This is a genomic window from Cryomorphaceae bacterium, assembly GCA_007695365.1.
In the GTDB taxonomy this organism is placed as follows: Bacteria; Bacteroidota; Bacteroidia; order Flavobacteriales_D; family SKUL01; genus SKUL01.
In genome coordinates this window covers 13534-37140 of record REDV01000084.1, presented here as the reverse complement: position 1 = coordinate 37140, position 23607 = coordinate 13534, and the positions used below count along the sequence as shown (strand labels likewise).

General features: G+C 47.4%; 19 protein-coding genes. 6 read left to right on the top strand and 13 right to left on the bottom strand.

All coding sequences use genetic code 11. The features are described 5' to 3' along the window. Position 1: 1 nt before the first annotated feature. The 3 genes from EA392_07745 to EA392_07735 are packed head-to-tail and all read right to left on the bottom strand — an operon-like array spanning position 2 to position 3581. Complete coding sequence (locus EA392_07745) at positions 2-1357, bottom strand: 4Fe-4S dicluster domain-containing protein (GenBank protein TVR39082.1); 1356 nt, start codon at positions 1355-1357, stop codon at positions 2-4. A 4-nt stretch (positions 1358-1361) separates the two neighbouring features. After that, positions 1362-2393 (bottom strand): MCE family protein, encoded by a 1032-nt coding sequence (locus EA392_07740; protein TVR39081.1) that lies wholly within the window; start codon positions 2391-2393, stop codon positions 1362-1364. Positions 2394-2396: 3 nt separating this feature from the next. Further along, the gene (locus tag EA392_07735; protein TVR39080.1) at positions 2397-3581 is read right to left on the bottom strand and encodes an N-acetylmuramoyl-L-alanine amidase; all 1185 of its coding nucleotides are present in this window, start codon (positions 3579-3581) and stop codon (positions 2397-2399) included. Positions 3582-3707: 126 nt separating this feature from the next. Between EA392_07735 and EA392_07730 the strand changes: the two genes are divergently transcribed. After that, positions 3708-6392: a hypothetical protein gene (locus tag EA392_07730; GenBank protein TVR39079.1), complete on the top strand. Its 2685-nt coding sequence runs from the start codon at positions 3708-3710 to the stop codon at positions 6390-6392. Here EA392_07730 and EA392_07725 read toward each other — a convergent pair. From EA392_07725 to fahA, 6 genes are all read right to left on the bottom strand, one after another. Beyond that, positions 6389-6970 (bottom strand): aminodeoxychorismate/anthranilate synthase component II, encoded by a 582-nt coding sequence (locus tag EA392_07725; GenBank protein TVR39078.1) that lies wholly within the window; start codon positions 6968-6970, stop codon positions 6389-6391. The two genes, EA392_07730 and EA392_07725, sit on opposite strands and share 4 nt — an antisense overlap. After that, on the bottom strand, positions 6951-8549 hold the full coding sequence (locus EA392_07720; protein TVR39077.1) for an organic solvent tolerance protein OstA: 1599 nt from the start codon (positions 8547-8549) through the stop codon (positions 6951-6953). Before EA392_07720 ends, EA392_07725 begins: the two co-directional genes overlap by 20 nt. Positions 8550-8581: 32 nt before the next feature. Continuing rightward, positions 8582-9862 carry an adenylosuccinate synthase gene (locus tag EA392_07715; GenBank protein TVR39076.1) on the bottom strand — a complete coding sequence of 427 codons (1281 nt, stop codon included), beginning with the start codon at positions 9860-9862 and terminating at the stop codon, positions 8582-8584. Between the two features lie 101 nt (positions 9863-9963). Continuing rightward, on the bottom strand, positions 9964-10410 hold the full coding sequence (locus tag EA392_07710) for a transcriptional repressor (GenBank protein TVR39075.1): 447 nt from the start codon (positions 10408-10410) through the stop codon (positions 9964-9966). 27 nt (positions 10411-10437) lie between these two features. Next, complete coding sequence (locus tag EA392_07705; GenBank protein ID TVR39102.1) at positions 10438-12663, bottom strand: bifunctional (p)ppGpp synthetase/guanosine-3',5'-bis(diphosphate) 3'-pyrophosphohydrolase; 2226 nt, start codon at positions 12661-12663, stop codon at positions 10438-10440. Positions 12664-12668: 5 nt separating this feature from the next. Next, positions 12669-13937 (bottom strand): fumarylacetoacetase, encoded by a 1269-nt coding sequence (gene fahA / locus EA392_07700; GenBank protein TVR39101.1) that lies wholly within the window; start codon positions 13935-13937, stop codon positions 12669-12671. A 139-nt stretch (positions 13938-14076) separates the two neighbouring features. Here fahA and EA392_07695 point away from each other — a divergent pair, with 139 nt between their 5' ends. Together EA392_07695 and EA392_07690 are read left to right on the top strand one after the other, a co-directional pair. Continuing rightward, a complete protein-coding gene (locus EA392_07695; GenBank protein ID TVR39074.1) occupies positions 14077-14613 on the top strand; it encodes a hypothetical protein in 537 nt (178 codons plus the stop codon). Beyond that, positions 14600-15493 carry a hypothetical protein gene (locus EA392_07690; protein TVR39073.1) on the top strand — a complete coding sequence of 298 codons (894 nt, stop codon included), beginning with the start codon at positions 14600-14602 and terminating at the stop codon, positions 15491-15493. Before EA392_07695 ends, EA392_07690 begins: the two co-directional genes overlap by 14 nt. Here the strand turns inward: EA392_07690 and EA392_07685 are convergent. The 4 genes from EA392_07685 to EA392_07670 are packed head-to-tail and all read right to left on the bottom strand — an operon-like array spanning position 15436 to position 18003. Then, on the bottom strand, positions 15436-16728 hold the full coding sequence (locus EA392_07685; protein ID TVR39072.1) for a serine hydroxymethyltransferase: 1293 nt from the start codon (positions 16726-16728) through the stop codon (positions 15436-15438). The genes EA392_07690 and EA392_07685 overlap by 58 nt on opposite strands. A gap of 25 nt (positions 16729-16753) precedes the next feature. Then, positions 16754-17194, bottom strand: a complete 441-nt coding sequence (locus EA392_07680; protein TVR39071.1) for a hypothetical protein — start codon at positions 17192-17194, stop codon at positions 16754-16756. A 41-nt stretch (positions 17195-17235) separates the two neighbouring features. Next, positions 17236-17784, bottom strand: coding sequence for a hypothetical protein (locus EA392_07675; GenBank protein ID TVR39070.1), 549 nt, complete (start codon positions 17782-17784; stop codon positions 17236-17238). 15 nt (positions 17785-17799) lie between these two features. Then, positions 17800-18003, bottom strand: coding sequence for a hypothetical protein (locus EA392_07670; protein TVR39069.1), 204 nt, complete (start codon positions 18001-18003; stop codon positions 17800-17802). Between the two features lie 222 nt (positions 18004-18225). Here EA392_07670 and EA392_07665 point away from each other — a divergent pair, with 222 nt between their 5' ends. From EA392_07665 to EA392_07655, 3 genes are all read left to right on the top strand, one after another. Further along, positions 18226-20601 carry a polysaccharide biosynthesis tyrosine autokinase gene (locus EA392_07665; protein TVR39068.1) on the top strand — a complete coding sequence of 792 codons (2376 nt, stop codon included), beginning with the start codon at positions 18226-18228 and terminating at the stop codon, positions 20599-20601. 69 nt (positions 20602-20670) lie between these two features. Next, positions 20671-22476, top strand: a complete 1806-nt coding sequence (locus tag EA392_07660; GenBank protein ID TVR39067.1) for an ABC transporter ATP-binding protein — start codon at positions 20671-20673, stop codon at positions 22474-22476. A gap of 11 nt (positions 22477-22487) precedes the next feature. Continuing rightward, on the top strand, positions 22488-23585 hold the full coding sequence (locus EA392_07655; GenBank protein TVR39066.1) for a UDP-N-acetylglucosamine 2-epimerase (non-hydrolyzing): 1098 nt from the start codon (positions 22488-22490) through the stop codon (positions 23583-23585). The last annotated feature ends 22 nt before the right edge of the window (positions 23586-23607 follow it).

The window sequence follows — 23607 nt, the reverse complement described above, 5'->3', positions numbered from 1 at the left end:
TTTAGCTTTCTTCAATCCATTTGGCGCGGTCGGCTTGCGAAAATGCCCATGGGGCGCCGTTGTTTTCTACATTGTTGAACATCGCAGTGATAGATTCCGGCGATTTGCTTTCTTCCATAATCAGGTAGCGACGCAGATCCATAATGATAGACAGCGGATCAATATTCACCGGACAAGCCTGAACGCATGCATTACAAGTAGTGCAGGCCCAGAGTTCTTCTTCGCTGATATAATCGCGCAACAACGCTTTTCCGTCGTCGTGCTCCTTGCCGTGCTTGTCAATGTTTTTTCCCACTTCTTCCAGTCGGTCGCGGGTGTCCATCATGATTTTCCGTGGAGAAAGCAGCTTGCCGGTTTGGTTGGCCGGACACTCATCCGTACATCTGCCACACTCCGTGCAGGTGTATGCATCCATCAATTGCTTCCATGTGAGGTCTCTTACGTCTTTTGCTCCAAAGCGCTCTGGTTCTCCACCACCTTCAGCAGGAGCAGCATATGGGTCTGCGCTTGGGTCGAGCATGAGTTTTACTTCGCGGGTTACGGCCTCATGGTTGGTAAATTGCCCCTTGGCTGCGAGGTTGCTGTACCAAACGTTCGGGAAAGACAACAAAATGTGGAAGTGCTTTGAGTAGGGAAGGTAGTTGAGAAAGGCAAAAATCCCTACAATGTGAAACCACCACGCTGCTCTCTCAAGGTTGGCAACAGCGTAAGGGTCATCGGGTGTTAGGCCGGTAATCCATTGACTTACCAAAAACCCGTCGTGGCCGGGCAGTGATGCATAGTGCATCAGGTCATCCGGGAGTGCACCCAAATGGGCGTACATCATAAGAGTTGAGTCGGCGGCATTCATCGTGAGAAAAGCACCCATCAGCAGAATTTCCACAACCAGAATAATGTTGGCATCTGTGGCAGGCCAGCTTTTCATTTCGGGCTGGGTGAAGCGACTTAATCTCAAAATGTTTCGTCGAACGAGAAATACAACACAGGCTACAATAACCAGTAACGCAAGAACTTCGAAGCTGTTGATGATGAAGTAGTAAAGAGTGTTGCCCAAAACCGGGGCAAAAAGCCTGTGGGTGCCAAAAATTCCGTCGAGTACAATTTCGAGTACTTCAATATTGATGATAATGAAGCCCACATAAATCAGGATGTGCATGATGCCTGCTACGGGGCGCACCACCATTTTGCTTTGCCCCAGGGCCACGCGGGCCATGATTTTCCAGCGCTCTCCGGGCCTGTCGTTTCGTTTAAGGTCGCGACCCAACCGGATATTGCGGGCAATTTTTCCGGCGTTTTTGGCAAAGAGCGCTCCCGCTGCTACAAGTAAAACAATGAAAACGATGTTTGAAACTCCCATGTGGTTATTCTTTCAGGTCTTCTCTCAACTGCTCACGCAGTGTTTCAATGTCTTTTCGCGACAGTTGCACTTTGTTTTCGCGTTTACCTCCAAATACTGAAACACGCACATAGCGGTCGGGGTTCACGCGGAGGTCTTCCATGAGCAGGTCCAGTTGTTTACTGGCCGAGGTGAGATTGTTGTACAATGAGTCATTGTTGATCAGCATACCCATGGTTCCTTCGCCACGATTAATTTTTTCCGTGATGTTACTTACTTCCTTCATAGCATCAGATGCATTGGCAATCACTGTTTTCAGGTCGCTGGCTAACAGGCTGTCGCTGATGGCAGAGAAGTTTTGAATGACGTTTGTCAGGGCGTCATTGTTAGCGGCAAGGTTACCTGAGATGGATTCTACGTGGTTAAGAATTTCACTCAATTTTGAGCGCTCTTCAGCCACCAGAGTATCGAGCCGAAATGCCGTAAGCTCCAGAGATTGAATGGCCATTCGCACGCTTTTGAGGCTTTTTGCCACGTTGGTTTGGGTGTTTTCGTCCAGAATAATCTGGAAAATGGTGAGTACGGAATCTACCTGTGCCAGCAGCTGCTCCGTTTTAAGTTTCAGCGGAAGGATTTCCTGGTTCACGGATTCCATGATACCCGTTTCCACGCTTGTCTGCAATGTGTCGCGGTGCTGAGCCAACTCCGGGCTCTCGCCAATTTGTAACAGAATTTCTTTGCTTCCCAGCAAGCCACTGCTTTGAATTCTAAGCCTTGAATCTTTCGGGATGGCGAGATCCTTCTCATTGATGCTCACTTCAACCAGCAATTGCCGAGATATAGGTAGGTAGGTCACCCGCCGAACCTGCCCGATTTGGTAGCCGCTAATTACCACCGGGTTGGAAGGTTGGAGTCCTTCAACACGTTCGTATAGAGCAAAAAACGACCTTTGGTTAGCAAAAACAGCTATGCCTTTCAGGTAGTTGATACCAACATACGAAATCACGATACCGATCAGTACGATGAATCCTATTTTTACTTCGCGGGTTATTTTCATGGTTTACCTGGCTCGCTCTATGGCTTCCTGCAGATTGGTTATTTGTCCGTCTTCAAATGCAACGATAAAGGCCCCCGGATATCCGTTGTTTCGGATTTCATTCAGGCGTGTTCCCACTTTTTCGTACGTTTTTTCCTCGCCCGCAAAATACTTGAATTTTCCGTCAACTTCCATTTCTTTTACATCTCGCAGGCCGGGAAATTTTTCACGCATATTGACAGGGGTTGAGGTAGTGGCAATTTGAACGCTAAAGGTAATGCCTTTTGACCTTTTTGTAGCTGGCTTTTTTTCAGCTTCTTCGCGTGGAATTTCAACCGGGCGCTTTATTTCGCTTTTGGGTGTTTCACCCACTACAGGAAAGGATTTTTCGTCCACCATTTCAAGGTGAGCTTTATATTGTTTAAAAGCCCTGTAGATGGCTGAGGCCATATAATCTTGCCCCACTTTTGACACCAGAAAGTCTTCTTCTTCTTTGTTTGTAAGAAAACCAAGTTCTATGAGCACACTGGGCATGGTGGTGAAGCTGATCACGTAAAAACCGGCCTGCTTCACACCGCGATCTTTTCGCCCCACTCGTTCTCTAAACTGCTTTTGAATGAGGCTCGAAAAATAAAGACTGTGCTCCAGAAATTTGTTTTGGCGAAGCGAAAGGGCAATAATACCCTCGGGTGTGGTAGGGTCTAAACCGGCATAATTTTGCTCAAAGTCTTCTTCGAGCAGAATAACAGAGTTTTCCTTTTGGGCAATTTTGAGGTTGGCCTCACTCTTGTCAATACCCATCACAAAAGTTTCAGAACCTAAGGCAGAGCGGTTATCACTGGCGTTGCAATGGATGGATATGAATAGATCTGCGTCTGCTTTGTTTGCGATGCGGGTGCGTTCGTGCAGGGCGGGGAAGGAGTCGTCATTGCGCGTATAGATGACCTCAATGTCGGGAAATGCCTCAGAAATGTATTTGCCGAGTTTCAGGCCCACTTCGAGCGCCACATCCTTCTCGCGGGTTTGGTAACGCCCTGTACCTATGTTTCCGGGGTCTTTTCCTCCGTGGCCGGGGTCAATAACAATCTTGCGAATCTGGGTGGTTTTCACCTTTTTTGGCACAAAAGATGCTGCAAGGCCCGCCACTCCAAAGAGAAACAGTACCAGCAAAAGCTTTCTGAAAAACGACCCGTGCATAAGTTCAAACATCACTTGGTGGGGGGTACTCTATTATCCTTAGTTTTGAAACGCTCTACACGTTCGGGTTTAAGCAAATTTACCACTATACCTTTGGTCGGTTTTTTCAACAGGCAATTTGTTTTAACAGCGTTGTTGTTGATAAGCGTTTCAGGCAGTTTGCTCGCTCAGCAAATTCCTTCTGAAGACACCTTGTCAACTCCTTCAACTATCATGCCCCGCATCGACGTGGAGGGCATTCCCGTTATTGATGAGTTGGATCATTCAGAAACCCAAGCTCCCGACACCCTGTACTTTACCTCCGAAGACTCGGTGTGGATGGCTACCCCCGATACGCTGCTGGCCGGGGCCGACACCTTGTCGGGAGATACGCTGCAGCCGGCTAAATCAGAAAGTGCCCTGAATGCCCCGGTTGTGTATGATGCCAAAGATTCGGTGATATATGATGTACTCGGAAAGCGTGTGCTCCTCTATGGCGAGGCAGAGGTAAACTATGAGGATATCAAGCTACAGGCCTATTACATCGAATATGGTTTTCAGTCCAATACGGTAATTGCCAAGGGTATAATAGATACGGCAGGGGTACAGGTGGGTTACCCTGTGTTTACAGAGGGTGGCTCTTCATTCGACGCGGATACCATTCGGTACAATTTTGTAACCAAGAAAGGGCTGGTGCACAAAGTTTACACGCAGGAGGATGAGAATTACATACACAGTGAGGTTTCCAAGTATCATCCCAACGGACAGATTCACAACTACAAAGGAAAGTTCACAACCTGTAGTCATGCCAATCCGCACTACGCCTTTCATTTTAAGAAGCTCATTATGATACCCGAAGACAAGATTGTTTCGGGAAGTGCGATGATGAAGTTTCGAAAAATCCCTACGCCGCTCATTCTGCCATTTGGTTTGTTTCCCATTGAGAACAAAGAAAAAGCAGGTGTACTCATACCTACCTGGGGAGACTCGCCCGAACTCGGTTTCTTCCTGCTCAACGGTGGTTACTACATTCCCATCAACGATTATGTGGATACCAAAATCATGGGTGACATCTACACCAACGGAAGCTGGGCATTACGCAATTTTACCAACTACAAGAAGCGATATCGCTTCAATGGAGATTTAAACGTTGACTACAACCGGCAGCGCCGTGGTGACCCCGACTTTGACGACCTATCCATTTCCACACAGTTCTTTTTGCGTTGGAACCATATGCAGGACCCCAAAGCCCGACCCGATTCACGCTTTTCGGCAAGTCTCAACATGGGTAGCAGCAACGCCTTTACCAATAACCTGAACAGTACACAGGGAGACTTCCTGACCAATACCTTTCAGTCAAACGTGCAGTACACCAAAACTTTTCCTGGTAAGCCCTACAGCTTGAGCGTGAACGCACGTCACAGCCAAAACTCCCGCACGGGGCGCTATGACTTTACGCTCCCGCAGGCAACTTTCAACTTGTCGCGGGTGTTTCTGCCCCTTTCGTTCTTGCGCAGTTCACAGAGCGGACCAAAAAAATGGTACGAGAAAATTGGCTTAACCTATCAGGCTAATTTCGAAAACAGGCTTTCTGTGAACGAGGAAGATCTCAATTTTGACAACCTCGATTTTTTGCGCTCACAATTCAGAAATGGTGTGAGACACAACGCTGGAGTCAGTACATCGCTTAAGGTTTGGCATTTTGCTTTCAACCCCAGTTTCAACTACACCGACCGATGGTATTTTCAACGCATCAGCCGCTCACTGGACCCCGAGTCCCTGACAACCCGCACAGATACCCTGAGCGGGTTTTTCTCTGCCCCCGACTGGAACGTAAACGGAAATCTCACCACAAAGATTTACGGAATGTATCAGTTTAAAGGCGAGAAGCTTAAGGCTATACGTCACGTTGTAACTCCCACTGTAGGTTTTAATTACCGTCCGTCTTTTGACACACGCGTGTTTGGCTTTTTTGGTGATGGTGGTACACTAAGCAGTTACTCCCCGTTTGAAGGCGGCATTTTCGGTCAGCCATCTACGCGCCAGGCGGGGGTGGTGAACATGAGCCTTATCAACAATATCGAAGCGAAGGCTGCCGCGGCAAAATCGGATACAACGGGAGCCAGTACGCGCAAAATGAAACTTATAGATAACCTTACGTTCAATACGACCTATGATTTGTTTCGCGATTCGCTGAAGTGGTCAAATATCAACATCAGTGGCCGAACCATGCTTTTCCAAAAAATCAACGTGAACGTGAACACCTCTTTCTCACCCTATTCGTACGACGAAATGGGTAGAACCATCAACCGCTCTATGCTCGCGGACAGGGGGCAGCTCCTTCGTTTCAGCAATGCGAATGTGGCGATTGGAGGAAGCCTTCAAAGCCAAAACAAAAGAAAAGACAGAGGTACGTCCAAAAGGGGGTCGCAGGAGGAAATGGATTTCATAGAGTCTAACCCTGAGATGTTTGTGGATTGGAATGTGCCGTGGACGCTGAACCTGAATTATACCATGAGCGCCAATAAAACTTTTTTTATGCAACAAGGGCAGCTCGTGGATTCTTTGATCATATCGCAAGGCGTGATGTTTAACGGAGATATTACGGTGCTCGAAAAATGGAAAATCGGGGTGATGTCGGGATTTGATTTTGTAACGATGCAGCCTTCTACTACCCAGATTACCATTTATTGGGACTTACATTGCTGGGAATTGCAAGCTACCGTAATTCCATTCGGTATCCGCCGGAGTTACCAGGTTCACGTAAATGTGAAAGCACAGGTTCTTCAGGATCTCAAACTTCAGCGAAGGGGTAATCTGGGGAGCAATGCCAACTTCTTTTAGCGCGTGGGCGCAGGGAGAAGTGCGTCCACCCAGTTCTTGAGTATTTGCTCTCCGAGGGGTGTTAGCACAGACTCCGGGTGATATTGTACTCCCCATATAGGTAGCTCTTTATGCCTGAACGAAAGCGCCCATCCATCTTCGTGTTGCGCGGTAACCTGTAGACAATCGGGTAGTTCCGTCACAATCCAACTGTGGTAATGGCCACAGGCAAATGAGCGCGGGATGCCTTGATAGAGAGGGTCATCCTTATCCATTACCCATCCGTTATATGACACTCCGTGCAGCACTTTGGGAAGGTTGCTCAATTGGGCTCCAAAATGCTGGCCCATAGCCTGCATTCCCAAACATATTCCGAGCATCGGGACTTCGTGATGGCATTGGGCAATAATTTGCGGCATGCAGCCTGCATCGTGAGGCAGCCCGGGGCCGGGCGAGAATACAACGGCATCGTATTGTTTTGTCCGGCGAGCGTCAAACTGATCATTTCGATATACGTCAATGGAACCCACAAAGGGCTGAAGCCTGTGGTAAAGGTTGTACGTGAAAGAGTCGTAGTTGTCAATCAGCAGGAGCTTCATCAGCGTCGTTTTCAGTTGATGCCACCGCAGCTCCACCTTCGGGAGCGTCTTTCCTGAAGATATCGTCTTTATCAAGTGGGCGCCATGAAGGATCCCAACGGAAACCTTTGAGTTTGTCGTCTCCGCCTGGCACCTGATCAATAGGGAAGAGGGTTCCGCTCGGCATATCGATAAACACAATTTTCTGAACTTCGTTGTCTTTAAGAAAAATACGTATATCACTACATATTAGTCTGTTCATGCCGATATCCTTGTCCTCTTCACCTTCATTTTCTTCCTTGGCGTAATAAACTGTTTCTCCGTTTCCTTCTACCCACACTCTGGCGAGCTTTCCCTTTTCGAAATAACCGGTGAGGTAGTTCCCTTTGATTTGGTTGTACTGATTGGGCCCTGCCTCAGAGGTGATAAACGAGTCCTGTTCTATATACATTCTATCGAGCCCGCCTGTTTTCAGGTAGAGGTTGATCAGGCGGCCGTTAATCTGGTTTTCGTCTGACCACAAAACAGGGGTGTGGTACATTACGATGATGGAATCGGCATCGTGATAGGTAAGCGAGTCGCATTTTCCTTGAAGGTCGTTGCGGAAAAACTTTACGCGGTGGTAGGCGTGAACGATGTGATTACCCGCCGAGTCTTTCACAGAGAACAAGGTATCGCCGTGCAAATACAAAGAATCGGGGCCGTCAATCAGCGTGAGCATTGCGCGTTCGGTTACCAGTGAATGTCCGCTACTGTCATAGTGAATGGCAAAATCGCCGTTGATAATGTAATTGTTGACGGTATCGGTAATCTGCACATTGTTGAATGCTTTGCCCATACCAATGTTCTGGTCGTAGAACAAACTGTCGCCCTCCATGCGCTGGGTATCACTTATTATGTATGCGTTCTGGTTAAATTGCGAAATGTTGCGTCGGGTATCACTCCAGCCGTTTTCGCAATAGATGTAGCTGTCTTTTGAAATGATTTCGGTGGGTCCGATAAAGTACGCAATTTCGGTTTCCATGTCGTACCGCAGCGAATCGGTGTAGATGGTGTACTTCTCAGTGGTAAGCACTACATCGTCCTTAAAGAACATGAAACGTGTTTTGCTGTAGTAGTCGCCCCGTTGACTAACCAGCACATTGTCATTTTCGGTACTTACAATTTTCCCCCCGTTGAGATACGTTGAGATATCCGTGCGAAGATTGTGTAGAAGATAATCCGTTGTGAGAATCATCTCCTTGTCTTTCAGGGTAATGTTATTGAAGACCTCAGCAGTTCGGGTGGGGGCGTTGTACTTGAGAAAGTCGCCGTAGAGATCCAGGGTATCGCCTTGTCTTATGTGCACATTGCTGAAAGCGTCGAGGCTGTTGCTGCTGTCGTAGAGGTAGGCACTGTCGCAGTACATAATTACTCCTTCGTGCCTCATCTTCACATTGCCAATCAGCCGCGTTGCATCCGGATGAATGTCAACAGAAAAATCCTGAAAATCGGCTCTGAGCAGCTCAATTTTCTTTTTGGAACTTTCCTGCGCAAGAAAATGTCCCGGCATGATTGCCACCAGCGCAATACTGAAAACCAATTTGAAGGCACTGTTCATGATGGGCTGCAGCGCACTTTTCGTGCCAGTTATCAGGCCGATACGGTTTCGCGTAAAATGGTCTGGCTTCGATCGGGTCCAACCGACACAATACGCACGGGAACACCTGTTTCACTTTCAATAAAGGCAATGTAGTCAATCAGTTCTGATGGTAGTTGCTCCCATTGATTCATTGCTGTTAAATCCTCCGACCAACCGTGAAGCTCTTTGTAAACAGGTTTGATTCCTTCTATGTTGATGTCGTAAGGGAAGTATTCCACCACCTCACCGTTTATTTCGTAGGCCGTGCACACCTTGATGTTTTCAAACACCGAAAGTACATCTGCCTTGGTCATCAGCAATTGGGTTACACCATTTATCATGATGGCGTATTTGAGCGCGGGTAAATCCAACCATCCGCATCTTCTGGGTCTCCCGGTAGTGGCTCCAAATTCGTGTCCCACTTTTCGCATCAATTCACCCGTATTATCATGCAATTCAGTAGGGAAAGGGCCGCTTCCTACTCGCGTGCAGTAGGCTTTAAAGATGCCGAATACTTCCTGAATGCGGTTCGGTGCGATACCCAAACCTGAACACGCTCCTGAGCAGAGTGTGTTGGATGAAGTAACATAGGGATAGGTACCAAAGTCAATATCCAACAGTGAGCCCTGTGCTCCTTCTGCCAGTATGGATTTTCCCGATTTTAGCGCATTGTTGAGGTAATGTTCACTGTCAATGATGGTCATTTTCTTAAGGAATTCAATGCTTTCGAGCCATTCCTGTTGCATGGGTGCAAGGTCGTAGTCAAAATCAAACTGAGCCAGCATGTGTTCGTGCTTACTCACAAGATGGTCGTATATCTCACGGAAATTGGGCTTGAGTATATCGCCAATTCTCAATCCGTTGCGCCCGGTTTTGTCCATGTACGTCGGGCCGATGCCTTTCAGGGTGCTGCCTATTTTCATCTTGCCTTTTTGGTGTTCATTGGCCGCATCAAGTATGCGATGAGTGGGCAGTATGAGGTGTGCCTTGCGCGAGATGAGAATATTCTTGAAAACAGGAACATCGTATTGTATGAGTGCTTCAATTTCCTTTTTCAGGATGATAGGGTCAATCACCACTCCGTTTCCAATTACGTTCATGGTGGTATCGCGAAACACCCCTGAAGGAATGGTGTGCAGCACGTGTTTGATTCCGTTAAATTCCAGTGTATGCCCGGCATTGGGGCCTCCTTGAAAACGTGCAATGATTTCGTAGTTCGGGGTCAGTACATCCACAATTTTTCCTTTTCCTTCGTCTCCCCATTGGAGTCCGAGTAGTACGTCAGCTTTCATATTTTGGTCTTTTATCGGGTGATTTGACACCCGTTCGTATTTGTGAGCGCTATGAGGCCGCTATGTTGGATTTAGTGATTCGTGATGCCTGGTTGCGAAGATCATTTTTTTACTTCGCGGCGCGTTCCGTAAAAGTACAACGAGTGGTGCACGATGTCCACACCAAAAATATCCTCGAGCGTGGCTTTGATGTTTTGTATCCTGGGATCGCAAAACTCAATTACCTCACCGGTATCGGTCAGGATGATGTGGTCGTGTTGTTTGAATTCGTGCGCTTTTTCAAACTGCGCGATATTGCTGCTAAACTGATGTTTGCGGACAAGATTACAGGCAAGCAGCAGGTCCATGGTATTGTACAGGGTGGCTCTGCTTACCCGGTAATTCTTGTTTTTCATGTTAACGTACAACGACTCAATATCGAAATGCCCGTCAATGTTGTAAATTTCATTGAGTATGGCGAATCGTTCCGGGGTTTTTCGGTGGCCGTTGTTTTCTAGATAGGCCGAAAAAATGTTTCGCACTTTTTCGTTGGTGGATTCTCCACTCATGGTCGAGGTCTTAAAGTGCAAAGCTACTTATTCCGCCGCAATTCCACCGTCCGCTTCCACCCGTTGAATACTGCGCACCCCTTGCACGCGTTTTAGCTTTCGGATAAGCTGATGCAGGTGGTCGGTATCGTAAACGTAGAGGCTGATCAGTCCTTCAAAAACACCGTCGTTCGATTCAAAACTGATGGACTTCATGTTTACACGCAATTCGTTGGAGATGGCAGATGTGATAGAGTGAACCAATCCCACGTCGTCAATCCCGGAAAAGCGAATGGTAGCCAAAAACTCATTGGCCTTTTGACTTGCCCATCGTGCTTTGATGGCCCGGTAGGCATAATTGCCCAATAGCTGAACCGCATTGGGGCAATTCACACGGTGAATTTTAATTCCCTCGTTTACAGTTACAAAACCAAAAACATCATCACCGGGAATGGGGTTGCAACACTTGGCGAGCGAGTAGTCAACCTGCTTCATGTCGTCGCCAATGGTGAGGGTTTCGTTGGGTGTTCTGCCCTCTTGTACAAGGCTTTCCAGTGTTTCGGCCGACTTTTGTTCTGACTTCTTTTCCTCAAATATTATCAACCCGTTCTCAACACGGTAGTTGCGCAGTTTTTTGAGGTCAATCTTACCTTTCGCAATCTGGTAATACATCTCCAAAGCGCTGTCAACCTTATAGTGCTTTTCGAGTTCGGTGATGTTGATGCTCAGAAAATCAACTTTGATGTTACGGAGTTTGCGCTCCAGCATTTCGCGGCCCATTTCAGCAATTTTCTTGCGCTCTTCCTTGAGGGCAGCCTTAATTTTGGATTTAGCCTTTCCGGTTACTACAAAATTCAGCCAGTCGGCCTTCGGTTTCTGTTTATGAGAAGTGATGATTTCTACCTGATCGCCGCTTCGCAGTTCGTGGCTTAACGGTACCAGCTTGTTGTTCACCTTAGCGCCCAAACAACTTGAACCAACCTGTGAGTGAATTTCAAATGCAAAGTCGAGTGCAGTGGCACTCATAGGCAAACTAAACAGGTCGCCTTTTGGGGTAAACACAAAAATTTCGTCGGCAAAGAGATTCAGCTTGAAGTCGTCAATAAAATCGAGCGTATCGCTGTTGGTGTTCTCCAGCATTTCGCGGATTCGGGTGAGCCAGGCATCAAGTCCGGATTCCTGCTGACCTCCTTCTTTGTATTTCCAGTGCGCAGCAAAACCTTTCTCACTGATTTCATCCATGCGTCGTGTTCTGATTTGAACCTCTACCCATTTTCCTGTGGGGCTCATCACCGTGGTGTGGAGTGATTCATACCCGTTGGCTTTTGGGGTCGAAATCCAGTCGCGAAGCCTGTCGGGATTGGGTTTGTAGTAATCTGTAACTACTGAGTAGGCCCGCCAGCAGTCGGCTTTTTCGTTTTCGAGGGCAGTATCAATAATGACGCGGATGGCAAAGAGATCATACACTTCTTCAAACGACACCTTTTTTTCCTGCATCTTGTTGTAGATGGAAAAAATAGACTTGGTGCGTCCTTTAATTTCAAACTTGAAACCGCTGGCTTCCAATCCCCGCTTAATGGGAATGATAAAACGGTTGATAAATCGCGTTCGAACGGCTTGGGTCTTCTTGAGTTTGCTGATGATTTCCTCATAAACCTCTGGCTCAGTGTATTTCAGAGCGAGATCTTCAAGTTCGCTTTTAATAGCGTACAGCCCCAATCGGTGGGCAAGGGGCGCATACATGAACTTGGTTTCGGATGCAATTTTTAGTTGCTTGTCGCGACGCATGGACTCCAGCGTACGCATGTTGTGCAAGCGGTCGGCCAGTTTGATGAGAATCACGCGAATATCATCCGACAGTGTGAGAAGCATTTTACGAAAGTTCTCTGCCTGAATAGAAGTGGTATGATCAAAGACCCCTTCAATTTTGGTAAGGCCGTCAATAATCTTTCGCACCTGAGGACCAAAAAGATGCTCAATGTCTTCAAGGGTGATATAGGTGTCTTCAACTGTGTCGTGCAAAAGCGCCCCGATTACGCTTGTAGTGCCGAGGCCAATCTCTTCCGCCACAATGCGCGCTACGGCCAGCGGATGGTAGATATAGGGTTCACCGGATTTGCGCCGCATATCCTTGTGAGCGGTAAGGGCCAGATCAAAGGCCTTGCGTACCATCTCGCGATCTTTCTTGCCCTTGGTTTTAGTAACACGCAATAACCCCCTGTAAGCCCGAAGAATGTCGCGTTTTTCCTGCTCGGTATCTACTTTGATTTCCATGTTGTTCAAAGTGCCGGCAAAACCTTGGTGTTCACCTCTCCAAATCCTACCCGGACACCATTTTTCTCAGCATAGCCGCGCATGGTTATGGTGTCGTGGTCGGCAATGAATTTTCTCTCAGATCCGTCTTTCAAATGAATGGGTCTGGTTCCTTTCCAGCTTAGCTCCAGCATAGAGCCATACGAATCAGTAGTTTCACCGCTAATGGTGCCTGAGGCCATCATGTCGCCGGCCCGCACATTACAACCGTTTACAGTGTGGTGTGCCAGTTGCTGGTTCATGTTCCAGTACATGTATTTGTAGTTGCTGCGGCAGATGGTGTTTTCAAGCCCTCCGTCGGGAGTAAGACCAACCTCCAGTTGAATTTCAATATGCTTGTGGCCGTCGTATCGCAAGTAAGGCAGTACCTCCGGGTTCTGAATCGGGCCGGGTACGCGGAAAGGTTCCAGAGCATCCAGCGTTACAATCCACGGCGAAATGGATGAAGCAAAGTTCTTCGCCAGAAATGGCCCGAGAGGAACGTACTCCCATTTTTGAATATCGCGCGCAGACCAATCGTTGAACAGCACCATCCCAAAGATGTATTCGTCCGCCTCGGCAGTACTGATAGATTGACCAAGGGCTTTTCCTTCAAAGGTGATAAAAGCCATTTCCAGCTCAAAGTCAAGCAGTCTGCACGGACCGAATGTGGGTGCATCGGCATCGTCTGCTTTGGTTTGGCCTTTGGGACGGTGTATGGGTGTGCCCGACAGGATGATGGATGAAGAACGCCCGTGGTATCCTACGGGAATGTGTTTCCAGTTGGGAAGGAGCGCATTGTCCGGATCGCGAAACATCGTGCCCACATTAGTGGCATGCTGTTCGCTGGAGTAAAAGTCGGTGTAATCTCCCACATCCACGGGCATGTGCATAACCACCTCCGAAACCGGAAGCATCATTTTATGGAGCTGAGCGTGGTTTGGTAGCGTTTCATTTCCCTCTCGAAGCAATTCTGAAAGCCGGTTGCGTAGATTTCGCGTGCATTGCTTGCCCAATTTGAGCAGTGGGTTGAGCTTATCGGCTTCCAGGATTTCAGCATCAATTCCCAGGTCGTTGAGTAAACCAGCTTCACCCAGCTCCTTTAAATGGAGTACCTGATTGCCAATGCGAACGGACGGGCCGGGCCGTGAACCGGGCAATCCGGCAATGCCAAAAGGCAGGTTTTGAATAGGGAAATCACTGTTTGAATCTACGCTTACCCATGATTTGTGGGCGGGGTTGTTTGCTTCGAGCATGAATGAAAATACTTTTTTCAAAGGTAGGGAATTGCGCCCAAAAATATAATTTTGAGCAAACACCCGTAAGCTGAAATCTCCCAGAAACAATCGTGAAAACAGACGTGGCGTAACCTACTTTCTACTCGGGTTATTTGTGTTGCACTTTGGGGCAACGCTGGTATATGTTTCGCCTCAGCGCTATTTCCCCTCATCCCTTTCGCAGTGGGTTACCGCTTATATGGCTCCTCAGTTTCACCAAACGTGGAGCCTGTTTGCGCCTGACCCTCCCACCGTGGAAAAATCAATTGAGTTTAGGGTGTTTGCTCAAGGTGAATGGCGTGGTTGGAGTGATCCCGGAGCTGAGCTGCTGGAGGCGCATGATGCATTCCGGTTGTCGCAGGCGAGTATATTGTTTCGCATCAATCAAAATGTTGCGTGGCGGTTGTGGAATGATCACCAGAGATGGGAGGATTTGAGCAAAAATCGCACGGAGCATAAACGGACAAGTTTTTTTGAGCGCTCACGGGCTTATCAGGGCGCAATCCATTACGCGGGGGCGCGATTTCGCGAGGGGGCAGAAGAAGTTCTGCCTGACAGCATAGAAGTGAGAATAAGGCTGATTCCCGTGCCACCTCCCGGAGGGGCTGAAGCTTCACCTGAATTTTTAAGATTTCCCGTGTATGCAGCCCGGTAAGAATATATCTTTGTTCAACGGCTTACACGGTTGGTTGGAGGCAGAACCACCGCGCATAACCATCGCCTTGTTCAAATCTGCGATCTATGGTTTTTTGTTGCTGAACACGCTTTTTTTGCTCCCCGTTTCCCGCGAACTATGGAGTGCGGATGGCTGGATTCACCCACTGGCAACGCCGCCTACATTATGGTACCGGCTCATTTATCTCTTGATGGACGGAACTTTGAACTCCTGGTATCCTGCTCTGATTATTTTTCAGGTATCAGGAATTGCCCTGTGGTTTGCCAAACGTTGGAGAATCTTTGCTTCGGGAATTATCTACATCAGTACGCTGATTCTTTTTGCTCGGGCGCATTTGTATATCACCGGGGGACATACCCTGTTGGTGATGTTTCTGTTTTACTTCATTTTCATGCCCGACGGAAAGACCTCTCTGCAAAGCAATGTCCTGAACAACCTGTTTCTTCTGGCTTGCAAGCTGCAACTGGTAGTGGTTTATTTGTTTGCGGGTTTGTACAAACTACAGGGTACATACTGGCTCAGTGGCGACGCGGTCTATTACGTGCTGCACATTCGTGAATTCAGTCACCCCTGGTTGATAGAAGTTTTTGGTGAAAGCCAAACTTTGGGTCGCATGGCCACTTGGTTTGCGTTGGGCTATCAGTTAATTTTTCCGGTGCTGGTTTGGTTCAGAAAAACCAAGGGCCCGCTGTTGTTTGCCGGAGCCTTTTTTCACCTCTATGTGGCCTTTGGAATGGGGTTGCCTGATTTCGGAATCATCATGGTTTTGAGCTACCTGATGTTTTTGCCCGATGGGTTTTATCAAGGATTCACCAATTCGGCCTTGTTGAAAAGAGGAAAGGCGCTCATCAGGTCGTGAACTGACTTTTTCACTTCGTCCAGCACCACTGAATCTTCCGCGTTGGAGATAACCTTGTTGATGAGGTGAGCGATTTCTACCATATGGTCTTCTTTTAACCCTCTTGTGGTCACCGCCGCAGTTCCAATCCGAATACCCGAAGTAACGAATGGTGACTTGTCGTCGAACGGTACCATGTTTTTGTTCACTGTAATCTCTGCTGCGACCAATGCATTCTCAGCGTCGCGCCCTGTAATATTTTTGGATCGAAGGTCAATCAGCATACTGTGGTTGTCGGTTCCGCCCGAGATGATGCTATAATCCATCTTTACCAGTTCGTCTGCAAGTTTTTTCGCATTGGCAATCACCTGCTTTGTATAGTCTTTGAAGGACGGCTGAAGCGCCTCTCCGAAGGCCACAGCCTTGGCTGCAATGACATGCTCCAGGGGACCACCTTGTGTGCCGGGAAATACTCCGCTATCCAGAAGTGACGACATTCTGCGTACCACTCCTTTGGGCGTTTTAATACCGAAGGGGTTATCAAAATCAACCCCCATCATAATCAGACCGCCTCTGGGTCCACGGAGCGTCTTATGCGTAGTGGTGGTTACAATATGGCAATGCTTCAATGGGTCATTGAGCCAACCGCTTGCAATGAGTCCCGACGGGTGGGAGATATCGGCCAGTACCAGCGCACCTACTTCGTCTGCCACCGCCCGAATTCGTTCATAATCCCAATCACGAGAGTAAGCCGAAGCACCACATATAATGAGCTTTGGCCTGACGTTGCGAGCTGTACTTTCTAGCGAATCGTAGTCAATCAATCCTGTGTCGCGCTTTACGCCGTAGAAATGGGGTTTGTATAGTTTTCCTGAGAAGTTCACCGGTGAGCCATGTGTGAGGTGACCACCGTGGCTCAGGTCAAAACCCAGAATGGCATCTCCGGGCTGGAGTACTGCCAGCATTACAGCCGCGTTTGCCTGTGCACCGGAATGCGGCTGAACGTTTGCCCAGATTGCGCCAAAAAGTTCACACACACGATCAATAGCCAATTGCTCCACCTGATCAACAATCTCACAACCACCGTAATATCGCTTCCCAGGCAAGCCTTCAGCGTATTTGTTGGTGAGCACTGAGCCCATGGCTTCAAGTACATCCGGGCTCACAAAATTCTCAGAAGCGATAAGTTCTAATCCGTTGACCTGACGTTGTTTTTCCTGCTCTATCAGGTTGAAAATGGCTGTGTCTTTCATAATGGTGATTTGCCTTCAAAGGTAGTAATTAGCGGATCACGGATTCTTGTGACTTGCGGTAAAGGGGGTAGCTCAAGCTAAGAACGGCAGCAGGAACAGGAGACTGTAAAAATCCCATTAAAAGTCGCGCGTAGGAGTACCCTGTCTCAGCCGAATCAAGCATCCAACCACCTGCAAAAAACACCAAGGCCACGAGGCTAATCAGCGCATACATGGCAACCATCAATTTCAGTAGTAACTTATTTTGAAAGAGCACCCATACAAATGCAGCGCTCAAAACAAAATTCACCAGGGTGAATACCAGGGTGATGATGTATTTGGTGTAATAAACATGCTGCACAGGCCATTGCAGCATAAAGTCGAAAAAGGAGTGGCCTTCCCAGGTCTCCTGACCACTTTGCTGAAAGTAAAGAATGTAGTTCACATTAAGTGCCCAGAAATCGCGAGTGTAACCTGCGGTAATGAACAACAGTGTTAGCGCTGCAATGATTGAGTATTTGCCGGTATTACTCAAGACGACGGGATGGCCGGGCGCTGATCTTTGCTCAGTCTGAAAGCCCAGAAATACCAGAGTGCAAAAACCGCCGTGTAAACCAGCACATAAAATGTGTAATTGTGGTTGAATTCAAGCCATTCCGGGCGCACAGCAACGATGATGGTGAGCGCAACAATGCGAACGATGTTTACCAGATGGATGATAACGAGACCCAAAGGTATGTACCAAATCTTCTTTAATACCGGGCCGGGGTAAGCCAACATAAAGGCGATAAACAGCGCAAACAAACTGATTCCGTTGCAGGGGTCGCCTATCCAAACGCCCGTGCTACCATCTATCCCGATGGTGCGTATTTGTTGTGCAGCTGGAGGAGCAGGCATCAGGTCGTAACCCATGGCTTCCAGAATAATAGAGCTGAAAAAGATAAGGTTGTCAATCACCAGGCGGTCAATCAGCGTGTGAGGCTGAAGCCAATTGTCGTAAAGCAAATTCCAGGCGAGGAGAATCAATCCCGCAGTAATGAGAAAGCGATAAAATGTGTTAGACCAGATGGTACGCAACATGGAAAAATGGAACCTCTACCGGTTTTTGCGAAGGTCGTAGGCCTTCTTACCACCGATAGCCAGCCCCGCAGCAATGAGGAGTGTGGTGCCGCCGTCAATAGGTATGCAAGGTGGTGGGAAACAAGGAGGCCCAGCCCCTCCGCTTGAAGGTTGAGCCGCAAGCAATAGCGGGAAAATAATCAGGAAGGTGATCAACCCTAGCTGGAGAAAAGTTTTCATCTTGAGTCCGTACTTTCTGGTAGCAAAGATAGTTAATCTTTGAAGTTACACAACTCACTTCAAAAAATGAGTTGTCCAAGTTTTTTTCGAAAGTAAGTCAGGGTATACACTCCGTTATTTCTCTCGATTGGTTGGTTGGCGATATCTGTAACGCCGACCATCAAGCACAGTGCGGTATAGGCTATGATTACTATATTTGCAGGCTAAAACCAACCAAATTCCATGGCCGAAAAAAAGGGGGGAGTGATTGAAGCTGACGACCTCAGGGTAGTCGGTAAATTTGTCGGCAAGAACTGGTACCTGGTGGTATTATTTACCGCCATATTCGGCGTTGCTGCATACTTGTACACGCACAGGATGGCAGATATCTACGCCGCAAAGGTGGAAATCCTGTTAAAGCCTGAATCTGGGTATGAATTGCAATCTCAGGTTTACAGGGGGCTGTCCGGCTTTTATCAAAACTATGCGGACATCACCAATCAAAAACGCGTGCTGAAATCGCATGATTTGATTGAAAAGACCATTAAAAAGCTCAACTTTGAATTATCCTACTTCATCAAAGGTAAGGTTAAAACCACAGAGGTAACACATTTTGACGGTCTTGACATTGAGGTAAAATTATTGAATGCCAAGCTTTATCAGCAAAAAATCGATTTGCTTGTTGTTTCACCTTCTGAGTACATGCTCAGGTACCAGAAAGATGGCGTTGATACAGAAAAGCTTTTCCCATTCAATGAGCAGGTGATTTCCGACGATTTTGTGATCAAAGTGAGCAAAACACCACATCTAAGTGACCAGGTTTTCATGCGATTGGCTGTGAACAACTATCAGTTTCAGGTGAACAGTTTAACATACCTCGTAAATCGTTACAAAAGGGGGTTGAATATTCAGAATGTTGACTTTACGAGCATACTCGAGCTTTCGATTGAGGATGCGGTTGAGCAGCGGGCCAGGCTTTTTCTGGACAGTCTCTCTGTTACGTACATTCAGAGTACGCTGGATAATCAGAAGGAATTGAATGATAATACGCTTGATTATATCGATCGTCAGTTAGGTCGGGTTGCTTCTATTCTCGATAGCCTCGAATCAGATTTGGAGCAATACAAAGAAGGGCAAGCCATCCTCGATTTATCGCGAGAAGAGCGCAAGCACTTTGAAACCATTAGCAGTTTTGACTCGGACGTGAGGAGGTTGGAGTTAGGGCTGCAATCGATTGATGCTCTGGAAGAGTATGTTTTTAAAAGCGATGAAGAGCGGATCCTGCCACCCTCATTTTATGTACTTGACGATGACGCGTTTTTAAGACGGTCTTTGAACGAGCTGTATGAGCGTCAAATTCAAAGAAATCTCAGTCTGTTTAATGTTACCGGCGAAAATCCACGTATCCGCGAGTCGGATGAGGCCATGCAAGCTTTGCGAAAGGATATCCTGATTTATCTTGGTAATACCCGCGAAGCCATGATGCAGAAGAAAGCTGGGTTAATCTCTCAAATAGCACAAATTGAACGTTTAATCCGGGAAATACCCAGGTCTCAGAGAGAAATACTCAACATCGAACGCAAGAGAAAGGTGAACGAGGACATGTACATATTCTTGCTTGAGAAACGGGCCAATACCGTAATCGCTAGGGCAGGTATTATTCCTCAAACCAGTATCATTGAGCGTTCCAGATCATTGGGCGTAGTAGGGCCGAATAAGCAGCGAATCTGGTATATTTTTGTAGGTGCGGGCTTTGCTCTTGCTGTGTTAATTGGGTTCGTCAGATTGATGCTTTTTGAACGAATTGAGAACACAAGGGAATTAAAGCATATTTCGAATTTACCAGTACTCGGTGGACTGCCCCTTTACCGGGACACAGGCGAGTCGAGATTGGTGGTTGTTGATAACCCCAAGTCTAACATTGCTGAATCTTTTCGTGCAATCAGAACCAACCTGCAGTTTCTGAGCGGATCCGGAGGTTCACATGTTATGCTCAGCACTTCTTTGCACCCGGGTGAGGGAAAGACCTTTGTAAATATCAATTTGGCGGCGATGATTGCCAAAGCAGGCAAAAAAACCATTTTGCTTGATTTTGACCTTCACAAGCCCAAGGTGCATTCCTCCATAGGACTGCCGAATCAAATTGGACTGTCAACCTATATCGTTGGTAAAACCAGCCTTGAAGAGTCAATACAAAACAGCTCTGTGGAGAATCTTCATATCATGACTGCAGGCCCTATCCCACCAAATGCATCCGAATTGGTGTTGCATGATCGGGTAACCGAATTGGTTGAAAAACTCAAAGAAAGGTATCATTACATCATTTTCGATACTCCGCCATTGATGCTTATCAGTGATGCACTGGTCCTGATGAAGCATACCAATAATGCTTTGTTCGTAATGAATACAGCAAGAGCCACCAAGCAAGGTGTTCGCTACCTGGAAGAAATTGTTGAGGCCAATAAACTGAGCCATGTGGCATTGCTGCTCAATGGAATCAAACAAAAACGCTGGAAATATTACTACAGTAAATACGGCTACGGTTATGGCTACGGCTACGGCTACGGCTACGGCTACGGCTATGGCTACGGGAGTGACTCCGAGCAAAAACGCGATTAATCGATGTTTGACCGTTGACTCATTTCTCTTTCAGACAGACTTGCGAAAAGTGTTTCCTTTGTAACCCCAATGATGCCCACATTGCTGAAGAATATACTGCATACTAAGCTTCGGTATTTCTACTTCTTCTTCACTCACCTGAGGTATAGGATATTCATAGCTCTGGTGGCTAGCGTCGCGGTGGGGTTGCTTGACGGCTTTGGTTTAGCGATGCTTCTTTCCCTTCTGCAAACCATTGACGGAGCAAGCCAACCCAACCCGGATGACCTTGGGAATTTGCGCTTCCTTCTCGACTTCTTAAACAGTATTGGGCTCGAATTAGTACTCGAAACAGTGCTCATATTCATGCTTGCTATCTTCATCTTCAAAGGAGTGGCAAAGTATTTCTACCTCACCTATATGGTGAATACCAGAAGGTTTTTTGTTCGGAAAATACGACACGAAACCATAGAGGCGCTAAGCTCTTTGAGCTATAAATACTTTGTGCTTTCCGACGCAGGTCGAATTCAAAATACCATGGGGAGTGAGGTTTCGCGTGTTATCAACTCCTTCAATCGCTATTATGCGACGATGCAGCACATGGTGTTGGTTTCTGTGTACCTCCTTCTCACGCTCACCACCAACGCGATGTTAGGCCTTTTTGTCATTGCCGGTAGTGTGCTTACAAACTTCATTTATCGCGGCATATACACGAAATCCAAAGGTTTGTCTAAAGAGATATCAACTTCAGGGCATGGTTTTCAGCGTTATCTGATTGAAAAAGTCTACGCTTTTAAGTACCTCAAGGCTGTGGGAGGATTAGATCGTTATGCCACGCGGTTGAAAGAAAAAGCCGATGAAGTTGAGGTTGCTGGCAAGAAAATAGGAATGTTGGGCGCAGTTATGCAGAGCACGAGAGAGCCTATTATCATCTTGGTGGTCATGACCGTAATCTTTATTCAGTACGCGGTTTTCAGTCAGTCAATAACCACTGTAATACTAGGCTTACTGTTTTTGTATCGAGCTCTTACCAGCCTCATGCAAGTGCAAAGTAATTGGAATGGATTTCTTTCAAACTGCGGATCAATAGACAACATAATTGAATTCATGCAAGAGGCAAAAACCAATCAGGAATGTTATTCTCCGGAATTGTTTGGCGATGCGATTGAGCAAATCTCTTTGAAAGATGTTGGGTTCGCCTACGATGATAGTCAGATCCTCAGATCCATTTGCCTCAACATTCAAAAAAACCAAACCATTGCCTTTGTTGGCGAAAGCGGAAGCGGAAAAACCACTCTTGTTAATCTTATCGCAGGTTTGGTTCAACCCGATTCAGGCCAGTTGCTCATCAACGGAAATTCCATCACCAATTTTGACATCCGCAGCTACCAGAAAAACATCGGTTACATTACCCAGGAACCAGTCGTTTTCAGCGATAATGTGTTCAACAATATCACCTTTTGGGATAGTAAAACACCCGAAAACCTTGACCGATTCTGGCAAGCCCTGCGAAAAGCTTCCATCGACGATTTTGTGCGAAACCTCCCCGAAGTGGAAGAAACCGAAATGCGAAACTCAGGACTGCAAATGAGCGGGGGACAAAAGCAGCGCTTCTCCATTGCCCGCGAACTGTACAAAGAAGTCGACGTACTTATTCTGGACGAAGCCACATCTGCACTCGACACAGAAACAGAACGCTCTATCCAGGAGAGCATTGATCAACTCAAAGGTAAATTCACGATTTTGATTGTGGCTCATCGGCTCTCCACCATTCGCAATGCCGACTTTGTTGTTCTGATGAAAAACGGCCAGATTGAGCAAACCGGAACCTTTGATGAACTGATTGAAACATCTCCCTACTTTGCCCGCATGGTCGAACTGCAAAGCGTTTCTTAATACAAGTCTTCATGAAAACCATCCTCACCATAACGGGTACACGTCCCAATTTTGTGAAAGTTACGCAGTTCAAAAAGCAGGTGGCGAAGTTCCCCGGTTGGCAGGTGGAGATTGTACACACCGGTCAACACTTTGACCAGAACATGTCGCAGGTGTTTTTTGATCAATTCAAACTGGTTCCCGACCATTTTCTGAACATCGAACCAGGTAGCCCCGTCAGTCAAATGGCCGCCATCATGCAACGACTGGAAGAAGTGGTTGTTGAGCGCAAGCCCATAGTGATGATGGTGGTGGGTGATGTGAACTCAACCCTTGCCGGTGCTTTGGTTGCTAATAAAATGGGCATTCCGTTGGCACATCTCGAAAGCGGATTGCGCAGCAACGACCGCGGTATGCCAGAGGAAATCAACCGAATCCTCACCGACCAGATTACCGACTTTTTTTTCATCACCGAAAGCAGCGGAAAAGAACACCTGCGCAAAGAGGGTAAACCCGCCGATGCCCTGCACATGGTTGGCAACACCATGATTGATACCCTGGTCGCTTTTCAAAAGGATATCCATGCCTCAAATATTCTACAAAAACTTTCTGTTCATCCGGAAGAGTACGCACTGATGACCATCCATCGGCCTGCCACCGTTGATAATGCCGTTCGACTCAAAGAGCTGGTTGCCCTGGTGCGATGGGTTTGCGACAGAATTCCGGTTGTTTTTCCCATTCATCCGCGCACCACATCCAACCTGGCAAAATTTGGCTTGCAGGAGGAATTCACCTCCATTCCAAACCTTACGCTCTCTGAGCCCATGGGTTATTTCGATTTTCAGAAACTGGTTGCAGATTGTCGTTTTGTGCTCACCGACAGCGGTGGAATTCAGGAGGAAACCACCTTCCTGCGCAAACCTTGCCTCACACTTCGGCCCAATACGGAGCGCCCCGTTACCATTACCGAGGGCACCAACGTGCTGATTGGCAACGACTGGTCGCGTGTTCCCGAAGCCGTTGAATCCATCATGCGGGGTGCCTTCAAGCAAGGATCTGTCCCCGCACTTTGGGATGGCGAGGCATCGTATCGTGTGCTTGAGGTACTCGCGCGGCAGTTTGGCGATTAAAGGGCTTTTTCTGCATTTTCGG